The organism is Pseudoalteromonas sp. LC2018020214 (genome assembly GCF_016598755.1).
GTDB lineage: Bacteria > Pseudomonadota > Gammaproteobacteria > Enterobacterales > Alteromonadaceae > Pseudoalteromonas > Pseudoalteromonas distincta.
Genome location: NZ_CP066804.1, coordinates 3521604 through 3540550 on the forward strand (window position 1 = coordinate 3521604; position 18947 = coordinate 3540550).

The following is an 18947-nucleotide window of genomic DNA, read 5'->3' on the forward strand; positions in this document are numbered from 1 at the left end:
TAGTTTAAAAAGCTAGTTATTACTTGCCACCAGCTGTTCACTAATATCAAATACGGTATAAGATAAAGTTAATTCTTCAATGTCGCTTGGCAATGCGGTATCAACATAAAAAAGTAATTTAAATTCAAGTTCTTCCCCTGCTTTTAGAGGTTGCTGATCAAAGCAAAAACAAGCTATTTTATGTAAATACTTTGCCGCTTTACCTGGTGAGACTGATGGTACAGCCTGCATTACTTTATCCAGATTGCTGTTATTTTTAGCGCTAAACATTACCTCACGCATTGCACCGGGTTTTACCACTACACTGTATTCTTTTGATTTAACTTCAAACGGTGCACCACTTTGTGCGTGAGTAGTAAAGCTAACGCCGACTTCTCGGTTTTGTACTATTTGTGTACTTTGCTCTGCTTGCTCAAGCGAAGGCTTTCCATTAAGCCCTGTTACATCACAAAACACGTCATACAAAGGTACTAAAGCAAAGGCAAAGGCAAACATGCCTATGCAAATAAGTACCAAACGTTTGAGTAGCGGTGCGTGTGTCATTACTTAATTACCGGCGGCGTAGAAAAAGTATGATATGGCGCTGGAGAGTCAACTTCCCACTCAAGCCCTTCTGCTCCTTCCCATACTTTTGCAGGCACTTTATCACCGCCACGCGCGCATTTAATTACCACAGCTACAAACAACAATTGCGATAAACCAAAGGCAAACCCACCAATACTTATGATTGCGTTAAAGTCGGCAAATTGAAGAGCGTAATCGGGAATTCGACGCGGCATACCAGCAAGCCCTACAAAATGCATAGGAAAAAACAGTACGTTCACGCTCACCAGTGATAGCCAAAAATGCCATTTAGCCAATGTGATATTAAACATATTGCCCGTCCACTTGGGCAGCCAGTAATAGGCCCCCGCCATTATCGAAAATACAGCCCCTGTTACTAATACATAATGAAAGTGCGCCACTACAAAATAAGTATCGTGATATTGAAAGTCAGCAGGTGTAATTGCCAGCATCAATCCCGAAAAACCACCCAAGGTAAACAGCACAATAAACGCAATACTAAAAAGCATTGGCACTTCAAAAGTTATTGAGCCTTTCCACATTGTGGCAACCCAATTAAATACTTTTACTCCTGTAGGTACCGATATAAGCATGGTCGCGTACATAAAAAACAACTCGCCAGCGACCGGCATCCCAGTGGTAAACATATGATGCGCCCAAACAATAAAGCTAAGTAGCGCAATTGAGGATGTGGCGTAGACCATTGATGCATAACCAAAAAGTTTTTTACGAGAAAAGGTAGGTACTATTGTAGATATAATGCCAAAGGCAGGAAGAATCATTATGTATACTTCAGGGTGACCAAAAAACCAAAAAATGTGTTGGAACATGACCGGGTCGCCACCGCCTGCGGCATCAAAAAAGCTGGTCGCAAAATACTTATCGGTAAGTACCATAGTGACAGCCCCTGCAAGCACTGGCATTACGGCTATTAATAAAAAGGCAGTAATTAACCACGTCCATACAAATAAGGGCAACTTCATCCATGTCATGCCGGGGGCACGTAAGTTCACTATGGTTACAATCACATTGATTGCGCCCATTATTGAGCTAATTCCCATAATATGTACGGCAAATACAAACAATGCAGTATTATCATTACTGTATGTTGTGGACAGTGGTGCATAAAAAGTCCAACCAAATGCAGGCCCCCCACCAGGCATAAATAACGATGCCAATAGGATTAAAAACGCAAACGGTAAAATCCAAAAGCTCCAGTTATTCATTCTTGGCAATGCCATATCTGGCGCGCCAATCATGAGTGGTATCATCCAGTTAGCAAGGCCTGTAAAGGCGGGCATAACCGCACCAAACACCATAATTAAACCATGCACTGTGGTCATTTGATTAAAAAAGTGAGGATCGACCAACTGTAAGCCTGGTTGAAATAATTCAGCCCTGATCACCATAGCCATTGCGCCACCAATTAAGAACATGGTCAGCGAAAAAATTAAATATAAACTACCTATATCTTTATGATTAGTTGTGTAAAGCCAGCGTTTAAAACCTTTAGCTGGGTGATGAGCATGATGAGCTTCATTGGCGTTAGGTTGTTCTACTATGCTACTCATTAGTTCGCCTCCACTTTGGCATCAAGTGCTGCCTGTATTTGACTCGGTTGAATAACATCACCCGTATCATTACCCCACGCATTACGTTTATAAGTAATAACCGCTGCTAATTGCTTTATAGATAACTGTTTGGCAAATGCTTGCATTGCCGTACCGGGTCGTCCATGGATAACTACATCAATGTGATCTTTTATATCGCCAAGCACTATAGGACTGCCTTTAAGTGCAGGAAATACACCCGGTAAGCCCATGCCCGTAGGCTGATGGCACGCTGCACAATTAGCCATATATACTTGTTCGCCTAAAGTCATTAACTCTTCTTTTGGGAGGGTTTTATCAAGTAATGCGGCATCTGCCAGCGCAGCTTTCTGCTTCGCCTGCTTTGCATCTGCAAGCCATGTTTTAAAATCAGCCTCAGATTTAGCGACCACCACAACGGGCATAAAGCCATGGTCTTTACCACACAACTCAGCACATTGTCCTCGGTAAGTACCTTCTTCGTTTATGTTCGTCCATGTTTCGTTTATAAAGCCGGGGTTCGCATCTTTTTTAACTGCAAAATCAGGTACCCACCAAGAGTGAATAACATCGTCAGAAGTCATTAAAAATCGTACTTTTTGATTTATTGGCAGTACAAGAGGCTTATCAACCTCAAGTAAGTAGTTAGGATTTTTATCTGCAAGATTCGCGATTTCATCTTGCGGGGTAGATAAAATAGAGTAGAACTCTACATCTTCGCCCATATATTCATAATGCCATTTCCATTGCGAACCCGTAATTTTAATAGTGAGATCAGCTTTGCTGGCATCTTCCATTGCAATTAGGGTTTTAGTGGCTGGTACTGCCATAGCAATTAAAATAACAAACGGAATTGCAGTCCAAAGTATTTCTACTTTAGTGCTTTCGTGAAATTGGGCAGGTACAGCCCCTTTAGATTTACGGTGATGAATAAGTGCCCAAAACATAATTGCGAACACTATCACCCCAATCACACAACATATTATAAATATGGTCATGTGCAGCTGATATACATTATTGCTTATATCGGTTACGCCTTTGCGCATATTGTATTGGCTGTTAGCCAAAACTGGGTGCGAAAAAACACATAATATAAGCCACAAGGTAGAGGTCAGTTTACCCATGTGACGGCTCCTTTGATGCTATTGCGAATGCAAAGCGAAGAGGCATACGGCTTAAACGCCAATTCGTTATTTTTATTTTTTTAGCCAATCTCATTTAATATTGATTGGTTTTGCTGCGCCAACAACGGGTTTGTGTATATTGTGTGTTCTCAAAACTAAAAAGCTGTGAGTTATTATTAGCTCAGCACATTAACAATTAGCTAAAAAACGAACAACAAGCAAGTTTTAGTATAAAAAACAATCAGGTGATATTGAATAATTAATAAAAATCGGTAATCAACTGGGCGACAGAAAGTTCAAAATATGAGCAAAACAAAGGGGTTTAACGCATTCGGAGGGGGAAAATATAAGTGCAAAAAAGTTTACAGCTTAAATAGTCAGTGGGCGGTTTACGCCCTATTTTTAGTACAAATTTTAAAACAAAAATGCGTACTAATTAGTACGCATTTATAAAACTGCTTGTTTAAAAGCTATTTTTAAAGTCACATCCAATCAGCGTTTCTTATAACGCCAACGGCTAAGCCTTCAATATTAAAAGACTCATTCTCAAGATCTACTTCAATAGAGTCAAAATCGTCGTTTTCAGCATGAAGTAATACTTTACGACCCGCTTTCTCAAGACGTTTTACAGTTACGTCTTCGTCTAGGCGAGCAACAACAACTTGTCCGTTTTCAGCGGTTTGAGTACGATGTACAGCAAGTAAATCACCATCCATAATACCAATATCTTTCATGCTCATACCGTTAACGCGTAGTAAAAAATCTGCAGCCGGTTTAAACATTAATGGATCGATTTTGCAGTGACTTTCAACGTGCTCTTGCGCCAAAATAGGTGAACCAGCAGCAACACGCCCTATAAGCGGTAAACCTAATTGTTCTGGCTCTTCTTCTTCAATTAATTGGATACCACGGCTTGCACCTGGTTTCATTTTAATTGCGCCTTTTTTAGCAAGTGCTTTTAAATGTTCTTCAGCAGCATTGGCACTTTTAAAACCTAATGTTTGCGCTATTTCAGCACGTGTAGGGGGCATACCAGTGTCTTTAATAAAAACTTTAATTAGTTCGAGTATTTGAGCTTGGCGGTTCGTTAATGGTCGCATACAACTGGTTTTCCATACAGTACATTTAACTGTGAGTATATACAGTTAAATAAAAATCGCAAATTTAAATTAAGCCTTAAAATAGCTAAAGTAATTTCACTTGTGTACATTTCAAGGATATAACTAAAGCTAAGTTTATAAATGATTAAAAATGCAAAGGAGACATTATGAGTATTTGGTACCAGCCCATCACCTTAGAGCTGTGCAAGCAGTTAGAGCAAGGCATTAATGGCCAAGGAACATTAATGAAAACTATGGGGATAGAAGTCACAGAAATTGGCGATGATTATTTGGTTGCCACAATGCCGGCAATTCCTGAACATCATAACCCAATGGGCATGGTTCACGGCGGTGCTAACGTTGTACTTGCCGAAACAGTTGCCAGCTATGCCGCTAACTTTGTTGTCGATTTTACTAAATTTTACTGTGTAGGGCAGGAGATTAGCGCAAGTCATTTAAAAGCATCTCGCAACGGCACTTTAACAGCCACGGCTAGAGCATTTCATATTGGCAAACGTAGTTCAGTGTGGGAAATAAAAATTACAAATAGCCGCAATGAGCTGTGCTGCGTATCAAAAATGACCGCAGCAGTCGTAGAGCGAAGATAGTTACTTTTCGATTGGGTAAATGGTAATTTCCATACCCGCACCAATCGCAGATATACGCAATAATGTATCTGCATCTAAGGCTTGATTAAAGCACTTAGGAGAAGTCCCTGATTCAAAACCAATATCAAACGTTCTACGTGAACAGCTTAACCATTGCTTTAGCGCGTTACGCGAACACGATTCAATAAGCTCACATATATGGTTTATGGCTTTATCAGGTGTGCTCACCTCACCTGTAGCTTCAATACGCGCTAGTTGACGGTATTCGTCTTTGTCATAATGTAAAATCGTCGCGACTTTTTTCAAGTCCGCCACTAGCAAACTAATATCTTGCTTTGATTCAAGCTCAAGATCTACATTTAAAAATTGAATTTCCGACATCGTTTCGTATTTATCCTCTAATAATTTCATTGCAAACTTTAACGCAGTTTTACCGTTATACCAAATCAACTATGCTCTATTAACCACTTTATATGGATATTTCGCAGCTTTTAAGTATTTTTTAGCATTTAAAGCTAGCTGGATATCAAACATCCAGCTCAATTAAACAGATAAGTCATGTTAGGGATTTAAGTGTAATCTTTTTTATTTTTAAATGATTACAGTAAGCTATAGTTTAAACTGCGACAAAATGTCGCAGTAACTTATCCCATTAATGTAATAAACTAGCCTCTAAAAATAATAAGACTAAAACATGAATAAAAAAATATTTAAACATGCTCGCAAGTTACATAAATGGTTAGGTTATTTATTAGCACTACAAATTTTAGCATGGTTACTAGGTGGTTTAATTATGAGTGCAATCCCTCTTGATAAAGTTCATGGGGAGCATCTTGCAACACGTACTCTTAATAACCCATTTACGCAGGCTGATTATGTTGCCTCCCTTGACGATATTGCCTCTCAGGTGGTTAATCCAACACAAATAATTTTTGAGAACTTCTTAACTACACCACTTATTACTGTCTTTAGTAATAACGAGCAGCAAAGCTTCAATGGCATAACAGGCCGACCATTTGAACCGCCAACTAAAATACAAATTACCGCAAATGCTAAAGCACACTTACTTATTGACGCTCAAGTAACAAGCGTTGTACTACTAAAGCAAGGTACGCGGGAAGTCGGATATAAAACCAATGTTTGGCAGGTCCAATTTGACGACACTTTTAACACAACACTGTACTTGTCAGAAAATAACGGCAAAGTTGTCACCGTTCGCAGCACGCTATGGCGAATATTCGACTTTTTTTGGATGTTACATATTATGGATTACGATGAGCGAGAGAATTTTAATAATCCACTGCTTATTAGCTTTTCAGCAACCAGTGTACTTTTTTGTTTAAGTGGAATATTACTACTTATACAAAATATACGACTAAAACGATTTATCCGAATTAAAAATAAGAATAAATCAAAGTAGTCATATTGGTTTTTGAGAGCTAGCGCCCACTTATCAAAGAGTAAATAAGCCTAGGGCTTATTTTATTCCAAGTGCTTAAATCGACTCAAATGTCGCTTTAACATTTCGTTTTCGAAAATCAACTCATCACGCTCATCCAGCAATTGTAAAACTAAAGCTATTGCCGACCAATCTAACGAAAAGTCATGTTGGATACGGGCCGCTTTTTTAACTAAGGTCACTGCAGATACCGTAAATTGCCACTGCGTAACATGCTCCCCCTCAATTGGAACCGCAATATTATGCTCAACTAGCTCATATAAAATTGCTTCGCTAATATCACTACTCAAACATAGCTCTTTACTAGTAAGTAAATCGTCCTTTTGTGTCACGATAATTTGCATTATGGCTTGCTCCAGTTATTACGGGGATTAAAGTGAGCTTTTTCGGCTAATTCTTCCCAAAGTTTTTTACTGGTATCATCAACAGATGTTGGATTAACAATTTTAAGCACAGCAAATAAGTCACCTTTAGCTTTTTTACTCATTAATCCCTTACCTTTAATACGCAAGCGTTGACCAGACTGACTATTAGAAGGAATAGTTAATTGGATATTACCTGTCAACGTAGGTAAATTTAGCTTTGTACCAAGAGCCGCTTCCCATGGTGCAAGAGGGACAACTATATTTAGGTTATGACCCTCAACATCAAATAATGGGTGAGGCACTAAACTAATTTGTAAATACAAGTCGCCATTTTGCCCATTCGCTGACCCTAATCCGCCTTGCCCTTTTAGTCGAATTCGTTCGCCATTTACTGATCCTGCAGGAATTTTCACTTTAAGTGATTTTTTAATTTCAGTGACACGGCCACTGCTGTCTCGCTGCGGTAACATAAACTCAACAGGCTTCACGGTATCAACTAAAGTCTCTTCAAGAAAAATTGGGAACTCTATTTCCACATCTTGTCCTTTTTGCGCGCGAGCGGCGTTACTTCTGCTCTGCCCGGAACGATCGAATCCACCAGCTCCGCCAAACATTGAATTAATAAAGTCAGAAAACTCTTGGTCGGTTTGAGGATCGCTTTGCTGATAATTACTTTGCGAAGAGGCATTGTTACCACCATAATGGCCTTGCTGTTGACGAGCACGATTTTGTTGGTGACGACGTAACTCGTCGTATTTAGTGCGTTCTTCTTTGTTATGGATGACTTCGTAAGCTTCTGCTATTTCTTTAAACTTATCTTCTGCTTGAGGCTCTTTGCTTACATCTGGGTGATATTTTCTGGCTAACTTTTTATAAGCTACTTTAACCGCTTTATCATCTGCATCAGGCGATATTCCAAGCACTGCATAATAATCAACAAATTTCATTTGCAATCCAAATCCTCATATTGAGTAAGCTTTAAGCATACTCCTTAACGGGTAACCTTGTGTGGTTAAAATACGATAAATAGTGAGAAATAAATGAATAGTGAAAATAACTTTGAGTAAAAAATTAATCAGGCACTTTTTATTAATATAAGCGTAGGCCTTAAGTTAACTTTATCTTTTATCTTCAAGGCTTTAAACTGCCTATTCCTGTAGTTCACATTTGTGATGGATATGACTCGATTTATTCTGGCCTTATTGGCTTGTTGTGTGTGCGTTTCGGTATCAGCCGAACAATTTACCCGTTTTTCAACGGCTAAAAGACATTTAATTAAAACCCTACCTGACAACGCCAAAAGCATTTACTGCGGCTGTGATATTAAAAAAGAAGGCAAAAAACTCATTCCTGATCCTTCTAACTGTGGTTACATTCCTCGAAATACACTTACCCGCTCAGGCAAAGTAAATGTGCGAGCACTACGCATTGAGTGGGAACATATTGTTCCGGCGTGGGAATTTGGTCATCAGCTACAATGTTGGCAAGATGGCGGGCGTAAAAACTGCCGTAAAGTAAGTGCTAAATTTAGAAAAATGGAAGCTGATATAAATAACTTAGCGCCAGCTATTGGCGAAATTAATGCCGATCGCTCTAATTATCGTTTTGGCATGCTTAGCGAAAACGCCACACAGTATGGTCGCTGCGAAGTAAAAGTAAACTTTAAGCAACGTGTAGTTGAACCGCCTGTCTATGCACGTAAACGTATAGCCGACACTTACGCTTACATGCAGAAAACATACGGTTTAAAAATCTCTGATAAACAGCAAAAGTTATTTAATGCGTGGAAAAAGCAAGCATTCGCAGATACAAGTAGTGCGAGCAAGCTCTAAGCTTTAACACTCATTTACATAAATCAAAGTTATAAATGTTGAATAAACGAGCGAGTGTTGTAATATTTTAAACAACTTATTTACAAAAAAAGCCCTTACCTATGTTTAAAAATAATAAAACCTCGCTTGCCATTTTCACTGCATTTGCGGGCTTTGCTTTGACCGGTTGTGGCGGCGGCGGTAGCGGTATCGACTCAGCCCCTGTAGTTACAACACCTGTTACTAGCAGTCCAACATGGACTGCGGGTGTATTTGAACCCTCTAACGATTTAAAAAACTTTTGCGAAACCCCGCGTACGGGTAATGATCCCTTTAATAACAACGAGCCTTACCCAGATCAAGCCGGTTCTGCCCTTTACGAAAAACTCTGGCTTCGCTCTTGGAGCGACGAAACCTACCTTTGGTATGATGAGATTGCCGATAACGATCCTGAAAGCTTTGCCACAGTAGCCGATTATTTTGCCCAATTAAAAACAGAGCAGCTTACCGACTCAGGTGCAAAAAAAGATAACTTTCATTTTTCAGAACCTACTGAAGATTACTTTCAAGAAGCGCAATCGGGCGTTACTTCTGGTTACGGTATAAATTGGGCGTTTATTGGCGATACAGCCGACCGTATTTTACGCGTCGCTTATCTTGAAGATGATTCACCTGCAAGCCAAATAGGCTTTCAACGTGGTGATACTGTACTTTCAGTTGACGGTGTTAGCATTAATACCAATACACAGTCGGGTGTAGATACGCTTAACGAAGGCTTATTTAGCCCAACTAACGGCGACTCACATACTATTGTTGTACGCAGTAACGATGGCGCCGAAAAAACATTTAATGTAACCGCTGGCAATATTGAACAAACACCGGTTCAAAATGTTAAAACGATTACAACCGCAAATGGTTCAAGCGTGGGTTACATGCAATTTAATAGTCATATAAGCATTGCCCAAGAAGGGCTTATTGATGCAGTAAATAAGTTTAAAACCGATGGTATTGATGAGCTTGTAATCGACTTTAGATATAACGGTGGTGGTTTATTAGCACTGTCGGCACAATTGGCTTATATGGTTGCCGGTAATGCCAACGTTAACAACCGCTTTTATTATCAAACTCAACAAAACGATAAACAACCCGTTGATTCACCTTTTCCATTTATTGATGAAGAAATAGATTACTCTACTTTTTTTAGCACAGGTGAAAACCTACCTGATTTAAACCTATCAAAGGTTTATGTATTAAGCACATCAGGCACCTGTTCGGCATCAGAAGCTTTTATTAATGGTTTAAAAGGTATAGACGCAGAAGTTATTTTAATTGGCGACACAACCTGCGGTAAGCCCTATGGCTTTACCCCAACTCATAACTGCGCAACAACCTATTACACTATTCAGTTTAGTGGCGTAAATAGCAAAGGATTTGGCGAATACGCTGCGGGTTTTACACCAACCCCTACTCCACAATTTGATGCTGATGTTCAAGGTTGTGAAATTGAGGACGACTTTGATCATCAGTTAGGCGACAGTGACGAGGCCGTTTTAGCCACCGCATTATTTCATGTTGAAAATGGCAGCTGTCCAGTTAGAACGGCTGCTGCAAAAGCAGAACCAGCTAATTTTTCAAGCTCTCGTGAATCTCTCATTCCTTTAAATATGCCGGTACAATTTACCAAGCGTAATATGGACTTAACTTGGCCAACGCTGGGTGAGGAAAGGTAATGGCTAAATTATTACTCCCATTAGCCACCTTGCTCGCTTTAGGCGGATGCCAAAGTGTAAATAGTGAGCCTGCTAAACCCGCTATATTAACGAGCGTTAATCCCAGCGTTATTACAACACTACAACAGGCAATTCAACAAGCTAAGGGAGGCACATTAGTAACACTTGCCGATTCGGTATTTACTAAACGTAGCGAACTGCTAATTGATCATGCAATGAGTAAAGGGTCTGATGGCAGAGTAATTATGGGCGCGCATAATATAAAATCTGAGAAGTTTATTTTGCAACTACGTAATAATCAATGCGAACTTTACTATCCTAAAAAAGAGCTTACTACAGTACTTGAAGGTGTGACCTGTAAAGAGTTATAAGGCACTTTAAAGTTTATAAAAAAGGCGCGCAGCACATCGCTGCACGCCTTTTTCTATTTTAAAGCGTTATTACAAGTCTTCATGCGGACCAAACACTTCATAATGAATCTGCTCGTTTTTAACACCGAGCTCAAGTAACTGGTTTTTTATAAATGCCATAAAACCGGCAGGACCACATAAGTAAAAGTCGCCATTACTTAATGGTAGCTGTGCTTGTACTGCATTTAGGTTCATTAACCCAGTAAAGTCAGCGCCCTCTGTCGCTTGGTTAAACCATGTTATTGTTTTCAAGCGGTTATTCTGCGCTGTTAGATCATATAAATATTTTGAAAACGAGTGCTGTTGAGTATTTTCGCAGGCATGTAAATACATAATCTCTTGATTAGAGTTGTCACTTAATAACGTTTCAAGCATAGCCAGCATTGGCGTTTGCCCAACACCTGCTGAAATGAGAACCACTGGACTTGTGTTATTGCGTAAAAAGAAGTCTCCTGCCGGCGGGTACAACTCAACAATAGTGCCTTGCTCTAATGAGTGTAAATAATTAGACACCATGCCAGGCTTTGGCTGTAGCTCTTTTTTAACACTAATACGGTAGTTTTTAGCGTTACTTTTTTGTGAAATAGAATACTGGCGAATTTCTTCATATTCAGCGCCCTCTGGCTTAACTTTAATACCTAAATACTGCCCTGGTTTATGTGTAATAACAGCTTCGCCATCAACTGGCGTAAGTGTAAAACTCGTTACTAGTTCTGATTCGGCCTGTTTGTTGGTTATTTCAAATTGGCGAGTTCCCGCCCAACCACCGTGTTTATTTTTACTGTGCTCATACAAAGCAGCTTCTTCGGTTATACAAATATCAGCAAGTACGCCGTAAGCTTCGCGCCAAGCGTATTCAACATCGGGAGTAAATTGCTCAGGAAGAAGCTCTTTAAGCGTACCAATTAAGTGTGCACCTACAATAGGGTAATGCTCAGGTAAAATATTCAAGCTGGTATGCTTATGATTAATACGTGTTAGCGCTTCTTTTAATACGGCTAAATTATCAATATTTTGTGCATACGCAGCCAATGCATTAAAAAGTGCAAATTGCTGACGACCTGTATCTTGATTCGCCATATTAAAAATATTTTTAAGCTCAGGATTATGGCTAAATAAACGCTTATAAAAATGATCGGTAACAACCGTACCCGCCTGCGCTAATAACGGAACTGTGCTTTTTACAATCTCAATGGTTTTATCAGATAACATATGTGTTTCCTATGGATGAACTAACCACGACGCCCATCAACACGACGCCGCGTTAATATAGGTGTGCAGTGAATTAAAAATAATGAAAAAGCCACTAACCACAGCAAAGCACTTATTTGCCAAGCAAGGTGAGGCCCAATAATAAAAGGGAGTAATGAACGAGTAATAGCGGCCACAAGCAAAAACGCAAAAGCAACAGCCATGTAATGGGGAATAGCGAGTGTCCGCCCTGTATGACCATGTGATACACGCGTCATCATTGCTAAAATCATCATACCTATTGTGCCAATAGTGATTAAGTGCAGCGCATCTTTAAATTGTATTGCACTGCTATAAAAGCTAAATGCAACCATCATTAACCCTACGCCTAACGCTAAGTAAGAAAAATGTAAAGACCATAACAACGGCACTCTCAATACCTTGCTATCCCACCAACAACCAGCCCTAAGCAGGTGAAGCGCAGCAACAGTTGCAACAACTAACGCAGGATTAATCGTGTTCAAAAACAACTTGTTGATGAAAAACAAAGTGATAGCCAAAATAGATAAATACATCACCGCTTTATCTATTTTAGGAGTGCGAACTTGTGCGGCTAAACCTAGACCTTTAGCGGTAAAAAATGGTAAAACGCGGCCCGCAACAATGCCAACTAGTAAAGTAATTACCAGTACTGCGGTATCAACCACACCAAGTGCAAGCAGCATGTTTTGTTGTAAAACAAGTATTAAATACAATACATTGAGCCCACAAAGCACAGCTAAAATAGCTAAAAACGGATAGTTACTTTTGCTATTGGCTTTTAATAACATATTAGCCAACGTGGTTATGGCGCCTAGCCACCAAATAACTTGTAATGTAAGTGCAGCATATAAATTAAAATGAGTAATATCTGGCAGTGCTACAAAAAATGCTAAGCGCGCTGCAAGCCATATAAACGTAAGCCACATAAGGGCTTTGCCACTTATGCTCGGTACGCCTGTCCATGTTTGTGCAGCGGTAAGTAAAAAGCCAACAGCTACAACTCCTGCAAAGCCAAACAGCATTTCGTGCGCGTGCCATAATGTCGCAGGTATCGATAAGTGCCAACTTGCATGGCCTGTTAAAATAAGTAGCCAATACCCCACTGACAAAAATGCCAATAAGCCACCGCCTAAAAAGAAAGGCCTAAAAGCTAGCATCCATAACGGCCATTGAGATACTTGATGAATAGCAACGCGTGCTGGCATTGGCTCAGTTAAGTTTATAGGGCGCATTATTTTATTTCCTGCCCTACACCATACTGAGCAAAAAAGTATTCAGCGCACGCTAGTGCCTCATGCAGTGAACTAAACTGTGTTTGATTATTTAAATTATTCAGCATTAGTGTGTTCATGGCGATCTCTGTAACTAACTACGTTACTTAGCTATTACACATACTGTGCCAACAAGTTTAATTAATTAAATTCAACAAGTTAAATCAAACCACTTTACACTATGAGTCTTTATGACCTACTATAAATTAACTCATAAAAACACAAATAGGTCATTTTGACGTGAACCAGCAATTCAACCTTACACAAGTTGCTCTAGAGCTTGCTCAAAGTACACTACACGAGCATAGCTTTGATCAATTACTAGCAACGGTTGAGCGGGTTATTCCTAGTGATGCAAGTGCGTTATTAGTGCTTCAGGGCGAACAATTAAAACCCCTGGCAATTAAAGGATTAATGTCCGACAGTTTAGGCAGACGATTTAAAATAGTAGAACACCCTCGCCTAGAAGCTATTTGCAAAAGCACACTCGCGCTTCAATTTGCGCACGACTGCCCACTACCCGATCCATACGACGGATTGCTATTAGCTAAAACCGGCGACATACCGGTACATGCATGTTTAGGTTTACCTCTTTATGATAAAAACGCGCTACTTGGCGTACTTACGTTTGATAGCCTTAACGCTAATGCATTTAACAGCATAAGCGCTGATACACTCAATACTTTACAAACGCTGTGTAGTGCGCACTTTAAAACGGCCTTAGAACTTGCCCACTACAAACAGCATGCACAGCACTCAAGTGCATTAGTACAAGAACTAAATCGTGAAGCATTAACACGGGACGGCGGTGAAATTATTGGTCAAAGTCCGCTAATGCAAACACTTAAAAACGAAATTAAACTCGTTGCAGCATCTAACTTTAGCGTGCTTATATTAGGTGAAACAGGGGTAGGAAAAGAACTTGTTGCGCGTAATATTCACTTAAATTCAGCTCGAAAAGATCAACCGCTTATTCACTTAAATTGTGCATCACTTCCTGAGAACCTTGCTGAAAGTGAATTTTTTGGTCATGCGAAAGGGGCTTTTACAGGCGCACAAAATTCGCGCCAGGGTAAATTTCAATTAGCTGATGGCGGCACGTTATTTTTAGATGAAATAGGCGAACTGCCCCTGGCCATGCAAAGTAAACTATTACGAGTGCTACAAAGTGGCGAAATACAAACGGTAGGAGAAGACACGCCAAAGTACGTAGATGTACGCGTCGTTGCTGCAACCAACAGAAACTTAAAAGAAGAAGTAGCTCAAGGTCGCTTTAGATCCGATTTATACCATCGCCTCAGTGTCTACCCTATTACTGTGCCACCACTTAGTAAACGCGAGCACGACATAACACTCTTAGCTGGTTATTTTATTGAGCAAACAGCCCGTAAATTAGGGATAAAACAATTAAAACTAAGCCCCGAAGCGCAAGCATTGCTTAATCAGTACAACTGGCCAGGTAACGTTCGCGAGCTTGAACATGTCATTAGCCGCAGCGCCCTAAAAGCAAAACAAAGCCAATGGCAAAATCCAATAATAACTATTACAAGCGAGCACTGTGATTTAACACCGAGTGCGCTGCAACCCCCTATAGCAGAGAGCCGAAGTACAGCGAACGCCTTAATCAACCAACCTTTAAAACAAGCTGTAGAATCGTTGCAATACAACATAATTACCGAGCAATTAAAACAGCATAACTACAACTGGTCGGCAGCAGCAAGAGTACTTGAATTAGATAGAGCAAACTTAGTACGCTTGGCTAAACGCCTAGGAATAGAAGTAAAAAAAACACTATAATCATTTAAAACACAGCTAAAATGCTGCTAATACCAATCTGCTTATATATGGGGTCTATTTAACGTTAAGAAAATTACGCTAGAACTAGGCAAAAATTTTTGTATCTAGTTGTTCTAAATAAAAAATTTTTAACGACGTTATAGTGAAATTTAATTCGTTAAATTGATCAAAGATTTATGCAGGTTGGTATAAAACTATTGATTAGCAGCTAACTTACTAAAATGTGTTTTTAGCAACCCTGCAAAAGCTTGTACTTTAGCAGTACGATGCACTAAGTGATGCGTGACTAACCATACATCGGTAGGCCAGCTTAACTCACTGTGCAATATAGGCACTAAATCAGGGTATTGCGCAGCTACGTCATGCTGTAATCCGCCAATGCCTAGCCCTTTAATTATTGCACGAGTCGCTTCTGCGGTTTCAGATACTCGCAGCTTAATTTGCGATGCAGGAATATGTTCATCTGCCCATGCAAAATAAGGCACGCGGGCATTAAAACCCGCCACACCCGATACAAAATTATGTTGTTGTAAATCACTTAATAATTTAGGCATGCCGTACTTATTAATGTAAAGTTTATTCGCGTATAAACCCGATGATAACTGCGCTAAATGCTGAGCAATATAATCGCCCTCATCAGGTCTTGGGCCTGCACGCACTGCAATATGTGCTTGTCCGTGATCGAGTCTTAATCTTTTTTGTTCTAAAATAACCTCAAGCTGCACTTGTGGATGTAGCGACTGAAATTGCTCACATACATCACCAAGTACATCCATAAAACCACTTACCGTCGTTAGCAATAAACTCCCTCTAAGGGTGCTATCGGCTGCTGCTATATCGTTATGTAACTGCTCTAAGGAGCTATGGATAGTTTGCGCCGTTGCAAATAACTTGGTGCCAATTTCAGTAACCTTGTAACCACGGGCATGGCGATGAAAAAGCCGTGTATTTAAGTTTTTTTCAAGATTATTAATTCGCCTAAGTACTGTGCTGTGGTGCACATTAAGCTCTTCTGCTGCCGCCGTTAACGTGCCTAATCGTGCTACTTCAAACGCTACTTTAACGTCTTGCCAATCTTCAAATTTTATCGCCATGCTGCTTACCTTATACTTATGTGCATTTACGCACACAAGTGTTGCGTTTATTAGGGTTTTCTACAAGTGAAATTTTGCTACATTAGTCATGTAACTTAAAACATTAAAAGGCCACTACCATGTCAGCACCAAAAATTATCGCCCTAGCTGGAAGCCTTCGCCAAGAAAGCTTTAATCAAAAAATTATTAATGAGGCAGCACGTTTTGCTCTACAAACAGGTGCTGAAGTAGAAGTAATAAAACTAAACGAATTAAACATCCCACTATTTAACGAAGATATTGAAGCGCAAGGTACACCAAGCGATGTACAGCTTTTAAAAGATAAGCTACGTACAGCCGACGGTATTTTACTAGCAAGCCCAGAGTACAACGGCTCTATTACCGCAGCACTAAAAAATGCGATTGATTGGGCATCGCGTACAGAGCAAGGTGCTGTTCCTGCTTTTCGTAATAAAGTGGTTGCTTTGTTTGCAGCATCGCCTGGTGGGCTTGGCGGCTTACGCGGTTTAAATCATGTGCGTGATATATTAAGCGGCATTGGATCGTTAGTACTTGCCGATCAACTTGCAGTACCCGCTGTGCACACATTGTTTAATGAAAATGGGCAAATAAATGAACCTGTAACGGCTGAAAAAGTATCAGCCCTCGCTCATCAGTTAGTAAGCGTTGCAAGTAAGTTAAAATAACTTGCACGCACGCCTACTTACTTTGTCGCTGCTATTTTGGCGGCGATAAAGTCGGTATGCGTTACATATAAAAGCCCTGCTACTTTACGTATAACGTAGTCTTCTTGGGGATCTATTTCTCCATCGGCATACGCTAAGCGCCATAATAACTCTATTATTTCTATTCGCTGCGCCGCGCTACAATGCTCATTAATCTGCTTTGAAAACTGAAAGTAATCTATCGAATCATCTAAGCTACTTGCCGCATTATTAGTAAGCTCATTAACCTCAGTGTCTGTTAAATTAAAGTACTTTTTTAAGGTTACAGTCAGGGTTCGTTGTTCATCATGTTCAAGCTTGGTATCTGCGCGCATAACTTCAATTAATAATGCAGCAACCGCTGTTTTTAAATCGTGCTCTTGCATACTTGGCTGCTGTTCATCGAATACAGCAAAAAGTTGTTTTATTTGTTTGAACATCACACTTTCCCTTTTTGGGTGTTAGACTAATACGTAAAGAAATCGACCTTATTACTCTTATTAATGGGTATAAAGTTCGCAAATTAAAGGATACATTTTATGAAAGGAATAAACACACCACGCTTATTTATAGGCGCTACGCTGGTGGCCCTTTCGAGTGCAAATACTGCACTTGCTGAAAAAGCCGAAACCGAGAAGCTCTACGACTTTGATAACAAAGTACATTACTACCAAACACAAATTGGCGAAGACAACTATAAAATAGAAATCCAGTCAGACGATTACAAACACTTTACCAATCAAAGTGTATTTTTGTTACGTCATGCTGACCGTCTATGCCGAGGCAATACCTTTATGTTGAAAGTACTTGAAGGCGTGCAAGAGTACGAACGCTTTCCAACAAAACCACGCGCTTACCAACCAGATTTAAGTGTTTTACTCCAATGCGAAACTAAAGAAGATACAAACAAGGGTAAGTAACCTTAGTCTTTATAACCCCAAGGTGCTGATGGTGGAGTAATCGGTTTAGTTAAATCAAAATCCACCTTAAACTCACGTCCTTGGCGAATTAATCGATAAGTAAATACTTCTGGGTAAATATACATTTGCCATGTATTACCTACAGACTGCGCAAGACCTTGTTTTACAAATAACTCTTTAGAGTATTGGTCTGCTGGAAACGACTGTATCTGCGCAGACCCTGCATCAAGCGTATGGCCACCATACATAGTTGATGCGTCGTCTGTTCCATCTTTATGACGATGATCGTGCTTTAAACTCAAGCCGCTACCCGTTTTAGTTATGATCCACGTACGTGATGCATCGTCTCCTACATGAAACGGTACTTGTAACTCAGTCTCACTACATTTACGTACATGCATAACCAGTTTTTTATCTGTAAATGAGCTTGGGCCTTTCGCGTTATCTACTGCTACTTCACCTTCAAAAGCTTTACCGCAATGCGCTGCAATACTATTAAAAAAGGCATCATGAGTAGGAATAGACACTAGCGGTGCAGGGCGTGCAAAAGCTGTCGATGAAGCAAGTAATAAAGTTGCTGCAGTTAATAATTTCATTTGTTTCTCGTTATAGTTATTTTAAAACAACTGTAATAGTACAGTTTTCTTAAGTACTTTATTAGAAGTATCTATATAAAACTGAGAACAGGACAACTAGATAAAATTTTAAGTAATGCTTAACGACTAAATATCTCTGCTCTCATTAACAATCCTACTTTTATAAATATTAATTGCACACTCCTAGATGTGATTTTAACGTCGGGAGTCGCTACGCTCGCCCGACCTACGTAATGGGTGTTGCTGTGAGTGGATATTAATTGCGCACACTTTACTTTTCTGCAGACGTAAAAAAGCCCGACTATTTCTAGTCGGGCTTTCTACAATGTGAAGTCGGTGCGCTACGCAGTAGGATGTCGTAGTGCCCACAGCGGTGGAGAGTCACATAGCAAATGCTACTGGATTGGCCCACTGAGATATTGAGGGATTTTGCTGTGATTTTAACGTCGGGAGTCGCTGTGCTCGCCCGACCTACGTGATGGGTGTTGCTGTGAGTGGATGATAATTGCGCACATTTTACTTTTCTGCAGACGTAAAAAAGCCCGACTGTTTCTAGTCGGGCTCTCTACAAT

The 18947-nt window shown here is 39.9% G+C and carries 20 protein-coding genes; 8 read left to right on the forward strand and 12 right to left on the reverse strand.

Features of this window, described 5'->3' with window-relative positions; translation table 11 throughout:
* Nucleotides 1-12: 12 nt before the first annotated feature.
* The 4 genes from JG479_RS15780 to lexA all read right to left on the reverse strand — a co-directional run bounded on the left by JG479_RS15780 (nt 13) and on the right by lexA (nt 4377).
* The gene (locus JG479_RS15780; protein ID WP_002959612.1) at nt 13-543 is read right to left on the reverse strand and encodes a cytochrome c oxidase assembly protein; all 531 of its coding nucleotides are present in this window, start codon (nt 541-543) and stop codon (nt 13-15) included.
* Entirely contained in the window at nt 543-2135 is a 1593-nt protein-coding gene (gene ctaD / locus JG479_RS15785) for a cytochrome c oxidase subunit I (RefSeq protein WP_002959615.1), read from the reverse strand. The genes JG479_RS15780 and ctaD overlap by 1 nt, the downstream gene beginning before the upstream one ends.
* Nucleotides 2135-3277, reverse strand: coding sequence for a cytochrome c oxidase subunit II (coxB, locus tag JG479_RS15790; RefSeq protein ID WP_024594300.1), 1143 nt, complete (start codon nt 3275-3277; stop codon nt 2135-2137). Before coxB ends, ctaD begins: the two co-directional genes overlap by 1 nt.
* A 482-nt stretch (nt 3278-3759) precedes the next feature.
* On the reverse strand, nt 3760-4377 hold the full coding sequence (gene lexA, locus JG479_RS15795; RefSeq protein ID WP_024595093.1) for a transcriptional repressor LexA: 618 nt from the start codon (nt 4375-4377) through the stop codon (nt 3760-3762).
* Nucleotides 4378-4544: 167 nt separating this feature from the next.
* Between lexA and JG479_RS15800 the strand changes: the two genes are divergently transcribed.
* Nucleotides 4545-4985 (forward strand): PaaI family thioesterase, encoded by a 441-nt coding sequence (locus JG479_RS15800; protein ID WP_149603343.1) that lies wholly within the window; start codon nt 4545-4547, stop codon nt 4983-4985.
* On the opposite strand, the gene JG479_RS15805 is transcribed toward JG479_RS15800, so the two are convergent.
* Nucleotides 4986-5366 carry a hypothetical protein gene (locus tag JG479_RS15805; protein ID WP_024595094.1) on the reverse strand — a complete coding sequence of 127 codons (381 nt, stop codon included), beginning with the start codon at nt 5364-5366 and terminating at the stop codon, nt 4986-4988. It abuts the gene before it with no gap.
* Nucleotides 5367-5679: 313 nt separating this feature from the next.
* Here JG479_RS15805 and JG479_RS15810 point away from each other — a divergent pair, with 313 nt between their 5' ends.
* Nucleotides 5680-6405: a hypothetical protein gene (locus JG479_RS15810; protein WP_197121611.1), complete on the forward strand. Its 726-nt coding sequence runs from the start codon at nt 5680-5682 to the stop codon at nt 6403-6405.
* 62 nt (nt 6406-6467) lie between these two features.
* On the opposite strand, the gene JG479_RS15815 is transcribed toward JG479_RS15810, so the two are convergent.
* Nucleotides 6468-6788: a chaperone modulator CbpM gene (locus JG479_RS15815; RefSeq protein WP_002959626.1), complete on the reverse strand. Its 321-nt coding sequence runs from the start codon at nt 6786-6788 to the stop codon at nt 6468-6470.
* Nucleotides 6788-7756, reverse strand: a complete 969-nt coding sequence (locus JG479_RS15820; RefSeq protein WP_138489795.1) for a DnaJ C-terminal domain-containing protein — start codon at nt 7754-7756, stop codon at nt 6788-6790. The genes JG479_RS15815 and JG479_RS15820 overlap by 1 nt, the downstream gene beginning before the upstream one ends.
* 231 nt (nt 7757-7987) lie before the next feature.
* On the opposite strand from JG479_RS15820, the gene JG479_RS15825 reads away from it, so the two are divergent.
* From JG479_RS15825 to JG479_RS15835, 3 genes are all read left to right on the forward strand, one after another.
* Nucleotides 7988-8641 carry an endonuclease gene (locus tag JG479_RS15825; protein WP_033012759.1) on the forward strand — a complete coding sequence of 218 codons (654 nt, stop codon included), beginning with the start codon at nt 7988-7990 and terminating at the stop codon, nt 8639-8641.
* Between the two features lie 101 nt (nt 8642-8742).
* Nucleotides 8743-10350, forward strand: coding sequence for a S41 family peptidase (locus JG479_RS15830; RefSeq protein ID WP_200219636.1), 1608 nt, complete (start codon nt 8743-8745; stop codon nt 10348-10350).
* Nucleotides 10350-10721, forward strand: a complete 372-nt coding sequence (locus JG479_RS15835) for a hypothetical protein (protein WP_024591696.1) — start codon at nt 10350-10352, stop codon at nt 10719-10721. The genes JG479_RS15830 and JG479_RS15835 overlap by 1 nt, the downstream gene beginning before the upstream one ends.
* Nucleotides 10722-10790: 69 nt before the next feature.
* On the opposite strand, the gene hmpA is transcribed toward JG479_RS15835, so the two are convergent.
* Nucleotides 10791-11972 carry an NO-inducible flavohemoprotein gene (gene hmpA / locus JG479_RS15840; protein WP_200219637.1) on the reverse strand — a complete coding sequence of 394 codons (1182 nt, stop codon included), beginning with the start codon at nt 11970-11972 and terminating at the stop codon, nt 10791-10793.
* A 20-nt stretch (nt 11973-11992) separates the two neighbouring features.
* Nucleotides 11993-13225, reverse strand: a complete 1233-nt coding sequence (locus JG479_RS15845) for an NnrS family protein (RefSeq protein WP_200219638.1) — start codon at nt 13223-13225, stop codon at nt 11993-11995.
* 279 nt (nt 13226-13504) lie between these two features.
* Between JG479_RS15845 and norR the strand changes: the two genes are divergently transcribed.
* Nucleotides 13505-15061, forward strand: a complete 1557-nt coding sequence (gene norR, locus JG479_RS15850) for a nitric oxide reductase transcriptional regulator NorR (protein ID WP_200219639.1) — start codon at nt 13505-13507, stop codon at nt 15059-15061.
* A 194-nt stretch (nt 15062-15255) separates the two neighbouring features.
* Here norR and JG479_RS15855 read toward each other — a convergent pair whose 3' ends face one another.
* Nucleotides 15256-16155, reverse strand: a complete 900-nt coding sequence (locus JG479_RS15855; RefSeq protein ID WP_200219640.1) for a LysR family transcriptional regulator — start codon at nt 16153-16155, stop codon at nt 15256-15258.
* 119 nt (nt 16156-16274) lie between these two features.
* On the opposite strand from JG479_RS15855, the gene JG479_RS15860 reads away from it, so the two are divergent.
* Nucleotides 16275-16841, forward strand: coding sequence for an NADPH-dependent FMN reductase (locus JG479_RS15860; protein ID WP_024605004.1), 567 nt, complete (start codon nt 16275-16277; stop codon nt 16839-16841).
* Between the two features lie 17 nt (nt 16842-16858).
* Here JG479_RS15860 and JG479_RS15865 read toward each other — a convergent pair whose 3' ends face one another.
* Nucleotides 16859-17299 (reverse strand): tellurite resistance TerB family protein, encoded by a 441-nt coding sequence (locus JG479_RS15865; protein WP_002959645.1) that lies wholly within the window; start codon nt 17297-17299, stop codon nt 16859-16861.
* Nucleotides 17300-17398: 99 nt separating this feature from the next.
* Between JG479_RS15865 and JG479_RS15870 the strand changes: the two genes are divergently transcribed.
* On the forward strand, nt 17399-17779 hold the full coding sequence (locus JG479_RS15870) for a hypothetical protein (RefSeq protein WP_200219641.1): 381 nt from the start codon (nt 17399-17401) through the stop codon (nt 17777-17779).
* A 2-nt stretch (nt 17780-17781) separates the two neighbouring features.
* On the opposite strand, the gene JG479_RS15875 is transcribed toward JG479_RS15870, so the two are convergent.
* A complete protein-coding gene (locus JG479_RS15875) occupies nt 17782-18375 on the reverse strand; it encodes a hypothetical protein (RefSeq protein ID WP_138489801.1) in 594 nt (197 codons plus the stop codon).
* Between the last annotated feature and the right edge of the window lie 572 nt (nt 18376-18947).

Bases quoted from the DNA above. Each gene is read 5' to 3' on its own strand.
- JG479_RS15780 (WP_002959612.1), bottom strand. From the start codon at position 543: ATGACACACGCACCGCTACTCAAACGTTTGGTACTTATTTGCATAGGC.
- JG479_RS15830 (WP_200219636.1), top strand. From the start codon at position 8,743: ATGTTTAAAAATAATAAAACCTCGCTTGCCATTTTCACTGCATTTGCG.
- JG479_RS15855 (WP_200219640.1), bottom strand. From the start codon at position 16,155: ATGGCGATAAAATTTGAAGATTGGCAAGACGTTAAAGTAGCGTTTGAA.
- JG479_RS15865 (WP_002959645.1), bottom strand. From the start codon at position 17,299: ATGTTCAAACAAATAAAACAACTTTTTGCTGTATTCGATGAACAGCAG.
- lexA (WP_024595093.1), bottom strand. From the start codon at position 4,377: ATGCGACCATTAACGAACCGCCAAGCTCAAATACTCGAACTAATTAAA.
- JG479_RS15825 (WP_033012759.1), top strand. From the start codon at position 7,988: ATGACTCGATTTATTCTGGCCTTATTGGCTTGTTGTGTGTGCGTTTCG.
- JG479_RS15820 (WP_138489795.1), bottom strand. From the start codon at position 7,756: ATGAAATTTGTTGATTATTATGCAGTGCTTGGAATATCGCCTGATGCA.
- JG479_RS15810 (WP_197121611.1), top strand. From the start codon at position 5,680: ATGAATAAAAAAATATTTAAACATGCTCGCAAGTTACATAAATGGTTA.
- hmpA (WP_200219637.1), bottom strand. From the start codon at position 11,972: ATGTTATCTGATAAAACCATTGAGATTGTAAAAAGCACAGTTCCGTTA.
- ctaD (WP_002959615.1), bottom strand. From the start codon at position 2,135: ATGAGTAGCATAGTAGAACAACCTAACGCCAATGAAGCTCATCATGCT.
- JG479_RS15815 (WP_002959626.1), bottom strand. From the start codon at position 6,788: ATGCAAATTATCGTGACACAAAAGGACGATTTACTTACTAGTAAAGAG.
- coxB (WP_024594300.1), bottom strand. From the start codon at position 3,277: ATGGGTAAACTGACCTCTACCTTGTGGCTTATATTATGTGTTTTTTCG.
- JG479_RS15805 (WP_024595094.1), bottom strand. From the start codon at position 5,366: ATGTCGGAAATTCAATTTTTAAATGTAGATCTTGAGCTTGAATCAAAG.
- JG479_RS15860 (WP_024605004.1), top strand. From the start codon at position 16,275: ATGTCAGCACCAAAAATTATCGCCCTAGCTGGAAGCCTTCGCCAAGAA.
- JG479_RS15870 (WP_200219641.1), top strand. From the start codon at position 17,399: ATGAAAGGAATAAACACACCACGCTTATTTATAGGCGCTACGCTGGTG.
- JG479_RS15875 (WP_138489801.1), bottom strand. From the start codon at position 18,375: ATGAAATTATTAACTGCAGCAACTTTATTACTTGCTTCATCGACAGCT.
- JG479_RS15835 (WP_024591696.1), top strand. From the start codon at position 10,350: ATGGCTAAATTATTACTCCCATTAGCCACCTTGCTCGCTTTAGGCGGA.
- JG479_RS15800 (WP_149603343.1), top strand. From the start codon at position 4,545: ATGAGTATTTGGTACCAGCCCATCACCTTAGAGCTGTGCAAGCAGTTA.
- JG479_RS15845 (WP_200219638.1), bottom strand. From the start codon at position 13,225: ATGCGCCCTATAAACTTAACTGAGCCAATGCCAGCACGCGTTGCTATT.